The organism is Roseateles sp., from assembly GCF_036404855.1.
Lineage (GTDB): Bacteria > Pseudomonadota > Gammaproteobacteria > Burkholderiales > Burkholderiaceae_C > Pelomonas.
In genome coordinates this window covers 1-4020 of sequence record NZ_DASWYS010000338.1, presented here as the reverse complement: position 1 = coordinate 4020, position 4020 = coordinate 1, and the positions used below count along the sequence as shown (strand labels likewise).

The window sequence follows — 4020 nt, the reverse complement described above, 5'->3', positions numbered from 1 at the left end:
GGAACGTTCCGGCCGGGATGCCCTGCCCATCACCGTGCTTGATGGCCAGGTGGTGCTGGCGGGGCGCTACCCCAGCCGGCAGCAACTGAGCCAATGGACCGGCATTGGCTCTGCCGGCGTGGCCGCGGGGGCTTCGAGCTGCTGCAGCGGCGGCAAGTGCTGCTGAGCCGGAGCACGCCATGAAGTTCATCGACGGATTGCCCAGGTTCTCCTTCTTCACCGGCAAGGGCGGTGTGGGCAAGACCTCTCTGGCCTGTGCCACGGCGGTCAAGCTGGCGGAAGCAGGCAAGCGGGTGCTGCTGGTCAGCACCGATCCAGCCTCCAACGTGGGCCAGGTCTTTGGCATCCGCATCGGCAACCAGGTCACAGCGGTGCCTGCGGTGAACAACCTCTGGGCGCTGGAGATTGACCCGCAGGCGGCGGCGCAGGGCTACCGTGACCGTATCGTCGGCCCAGTGCGCGGCGTGTTGCCGGCGGATGTCGTGAAGGGCATCGAGGAGCAGCTCTCGGGGGCCTGCACCACCGAGATTGCTGCCTTCGACGAGTTCACGGGACTGCTGACCGACGAAGCGCTGGTGGCGAGGTTCGAACATGTCATCTTCGACACCGCGCCGACGGGTCACACGATCCGACTGCTGCAACTCCCCGGCGCCTGGAACAGCTTTCTGGAGGCCGGCAAAGGGGACGCCTCCTGCCTGGGCCCGCTGGCTGGGCTGGAGAAGCAGCGTGCCCAGTACAAGGCGGCAGTTGACGCGCTGGGCGACCCGGGGCGCACCCGTCTGGTCCTGGTGGCTCGGGCGCAGGCGTCCACCCTGAAGGAAGTGGCTCGCACCCACGACGAACTGGCGCGCATCGGGCTGACGCGCCAGCACCTGGTCATCAACGGTGTCATGCCTGAGGCAGAAGCAGCACATGACGCCCTGGCGGCTGCGGTGGTCAGGCGCGAGCAAGCCGCGCTTGCGAACCTCCCCGAGGCGCTGCGGGAACTGCCCACGGATCAGATTCCGCTGAAGGCCTTCGACCTGGTCGGGCTGGAGGCGCTGCGTGGCTTCTTCGGGTCCTCCTCGCCTGCCGCAGGCGCCGCAATGGAAGTGGCACGCCCTCTTCAGGCGCCGACCCTGGCCCGACTGGTGGACGGCCTGGCCGGGCCTGGGCACGGCCTCATCATGGTGATGGGCAAGGGGGGCGTCGGCAAGACCACTCTCGCTGCAGCCATAGCAGTCGAGCTGGCACGCCGCGGCCTGCCGGTGCATCTGACGACGTCCGACCCTGCAGCGCATCTGACCGACACGCTGGCAGGCCAGATGGAGCACTTGAGCGTCAGCCGCATCGACCCGCAGGTCGAGACGCAACGCTACCGCGACCAGGTGCTGGCCAGCAAAGGCAAGCACCTCGACGCCCAGGGGCGCGCCCTGCTGGAAGAGGACCTGCGCTCACCTTGCACTGAAGAGATTGCCGTCTTTCAGGCGTTCTCGCGGGTCATCCGGGAGGCTGGCCGAAAGTTCGTCGTCATGGACACGGCACCGACCGGCCACACCTTGCTGCTGCTCGACGCCACCGGCGCCTATCATCGGGAAATTGCGCGGCAAATGTCCGGGTCTGGCGTGCATTTCACGACCCCCATGATGCAGTTGCAGGACTCGACCCGTACCAAGGTGCTCATCGCGACCTTGGCCGAGAACACCCCCGTGCAGGAAGCGGCTGCGCTCCAAGAAGACCTCCGCCGGGCAGGAATCGAGCCCTGGGCCTGGATCATCAACAACAGCGTGGCGGCGACGGGAGTGAGCTCACCACTTTTGCGCGCACGAGCCGCCAAGGAGTTGCCTTTCATCGAGACAGTCGCGCACAGGCACGCCGACAAGTACGCGCTGGTGCCGCTCTTGGCTGAGGAGCCTGTCGGAATCAGCAGACTGCTGCTGCTGGTCGGGAGTGCGCACTGAGCGGCGTGCCGACTTCGCGGGAAGCGCACTTCCCCGTCGAGCGCGCAGACATCATGGGATGACTGACGCACCTTTCAGACGTACGGGCCGGGCGCCATGCGCTCGAGAACTCAGACCAGCGACTCGAGCTCCTGGGCGCAAACATCAATCACGCACTCGCGCAGCCAGCGATGCCCTGGGTCCGCCTCCATGCGCGGATGCCATAGCAGGGACACGGTGAACGGCGGAACCGCGAACGGCAGCGCAAACGAGTGCATGCCGTCTCGCAGCGCTCCCGTGTGCCGCTCGGGCACAGTCGCCACCATGTCCGTCGCTCGGGCCAACGCCAACGAAGCGGCAAACCCACCCACTGTCAGCCGGATCGGCCGGATCAGCCCCAGCGCCGTCAGCGCGTCATCGACAGCGCTTCGCGCTTCGTTCTGCCTGGCGGCGAGGACGTGCTCAGCATCCGCATACCGCTCTGTCGTCATCTCCCCGGTGGCCAGCGGATGGCCCGCCCGAACCACGCCGACCAGACGGTCCCTGAACAGGGCCCGGACTCGCACCTCTGGCCCGTAGGTCGCGCCAACCACCGCCGTCTCGAGGTCCACGAGCCCATCCCGAAGCGGCCCGGTGTCCTTGTCCGGCTTCGGCAGGAACCGCAGCCGAACCGCGGGCGCGTTCTGGGCCATGCGCTCGAGCAGTGCCGGACCGAAGTTCTCGGCGAAACCCTCGTTCGTTCGCAGCGTGAACGTCCTATCCAGCTTCCTGAGGTTCAGCGGCTTCACGGGCGACAAGGCCGCTTGAGCCTCCTGAACAAGTGCGCCGATGCGGTCGCGAAGCTCCAGCGCCCGGGGGGTCGGCACCAGCCCTCTGCCGGCGCGCACGAGCAGTGGGTCGCCTGTCGTCTCCCGCAACCGGGCCAGCGCACGACTCATCGCCGAGGCACTGAGGTGGAGGCGCTTCGCGGCGCGGGACACGTTGCCCTCGGTGAGGAGGACATCCAGCGTCACCAGCAGGTTCAGGTCGGGATTGCTCATGCCGCTAGGGTGCACATCGTGTGACATGGCGTCAAGCGCAACTATTCAGTGCAGACAGCGCGTCTTCCGCCACTCCACCTTGATCACTAACCTGACTGCACACCGTCCACATCGCTGATTGAACGCCGCCATGCACACCGAATTCGCCCCCGACGTCTGCCCCCTCAGCGGCCAACAGACACCCGCGTCCGCAACCACCGAGCTTCCGGGGCTCGAAGCGAACTACTGGGACCGGCGCTACGCCGGCAAGGAGTTCGTCTGGACCACGGACGCGAACCCATGCCTGATCGAAGAAGTCGCCGGGATGCCGCCTGGCACGGCCCTCGACATGGCGGCGGGCGAAGGCCGCAACGCGCTCTGGCTGGCATCGCAAGGCTGGTTGGTACGCGCGGTCGACTTCTCCGCCGTCGCCATGGAGAAGGCCCGGCACCTGGCCGAGCGCCGTGGCCTCGACAGGCAGGTTGCGTTCGACACCGCCGACCTGCGCCAGTTCGAGTCGCCGGCCGAGACCTTCAACCTGGTCACGTTCGTATATCTCCAGATGCCGCTGGGCGAGCTCACGCCCATTCTGAAGCGCGCCATCAAGGCTGTCGCTCCGAGAGGCACGCTGCTGTTCATCGCGCACGACCTGGAGAACCTGACGCGGGGTTTCGGCGGCCCGCAGCACCCCGAGATGCTCTACACCGTCCCGGAGGTCATTGACGCCCTGGGCGACGAACTCGTCATCGACAAGGCCGGCCAGGTCGAGCGGCGCATCAAAGCCGCGGACGGCGAGAAGGTCGCCATCGACCTCGTCATCCGCGCGAAGCGCGCCTGAGCCCGAGCAGCGTCCAGGGATCGACCATGCCCCCCACCCCAGCCAAGCCGTCCGCGCCAGCGATGCCGCCCTCCGCCCGATGGGCGCTGGCGAGCCTGTCGCTGTTCATGCTGCTGCCGTCCCTTGCCACCAGCATCACCAACGTCTCGCTGCCGACGCTCGCCCAGGCATTCAAGGCGACGTTCCAGCAGGTGCAATGGGTGGTTCTGTCGTTCCTGCTGGTCACCACCACGCTGGTAGTCAG

General features: G+C 67.2%; 4 protein-coding genes and 1 pseudogene. 4 read left to right on the top strand and 1 reads right to left on the bottom strand.

Annotated elements, in window-relative coordinates:
- On the top strand, positions 1-166 hold a 166-nt coding region (locus VGF12_RS22615), incomplete at its 5' end, for an arsenic metallochaperone ArsD family protein (protein WP_331178302.1).
- Between the two features lie 13 nt (positions 167-179).
- Complete coding sequence (gene arsA / locus VGF12_RS22610; protein WP_331178301.1) at positions 180-1940, top strand: arsenical pump-driving ATPase; 1761 nt, start codon at positions 180-182, stop codon at positions 1938-1940.
- 110 nt (positions 1941-2050) lie between these two features.
- Here the strand turns inward: arsA and VGF12_RS22605 are convergent, their stop codons facing one another.
- The gene (locus tag VGF12_RS22605) at positions 2051-2959 is read right to left on the bottom strand and encodes a LysR family transcriptional regulator (protein WP_331178300.1); all 909 of its coding nucleotides are present in this window, start codon (positions 2957-2959) and stop codon (positions 2051-2053) included.
- A gap of 118 nt (positions 2960-3077) precedes the next feature.
- On the opposite strand from VGF12_RS22605, the gene VGF12_RS22600 reads away from it, so the two are divergent.
- Both VGF12_RS22600 and VGF12_RS22595 read left to right on the top strand, forming a co-directional pair.
- On the top strand, positions 3078-3776 hold the full coding sequence (locus tag VGF12_RS22600) for a class I SAM-dependent methyltransferase (RefSeq protein WP_331178299.1): 699 nt from the start codon (positions 3078-3080) through the stop codon (positions 3774-3776).
- Between the two features lie 62 nt (positions 3777-3838).
- Positions 3839-4020 (top strand): annotated as a pseudogene (locus VGF12_RS22595) (MFS transporter); the annotation flags it as partial.

Excerpts from the sequence above, each read along its gene's own strand:
- arsA (WP_331178301.1), top strand. The coding sequence starts at position 180 with ATGAAGTTCATCGACGGATTGCCCAGGTTCTCCTTCTTCACCGGCAAG.
- VGF12_RS22605 (WP_331178300.1), bottom strand. The coding sequence starts at position 2,959 with ATGAGCAATCCCGACCTGAACCTGCTGGTGACGCTGGATGTCCTCCTC.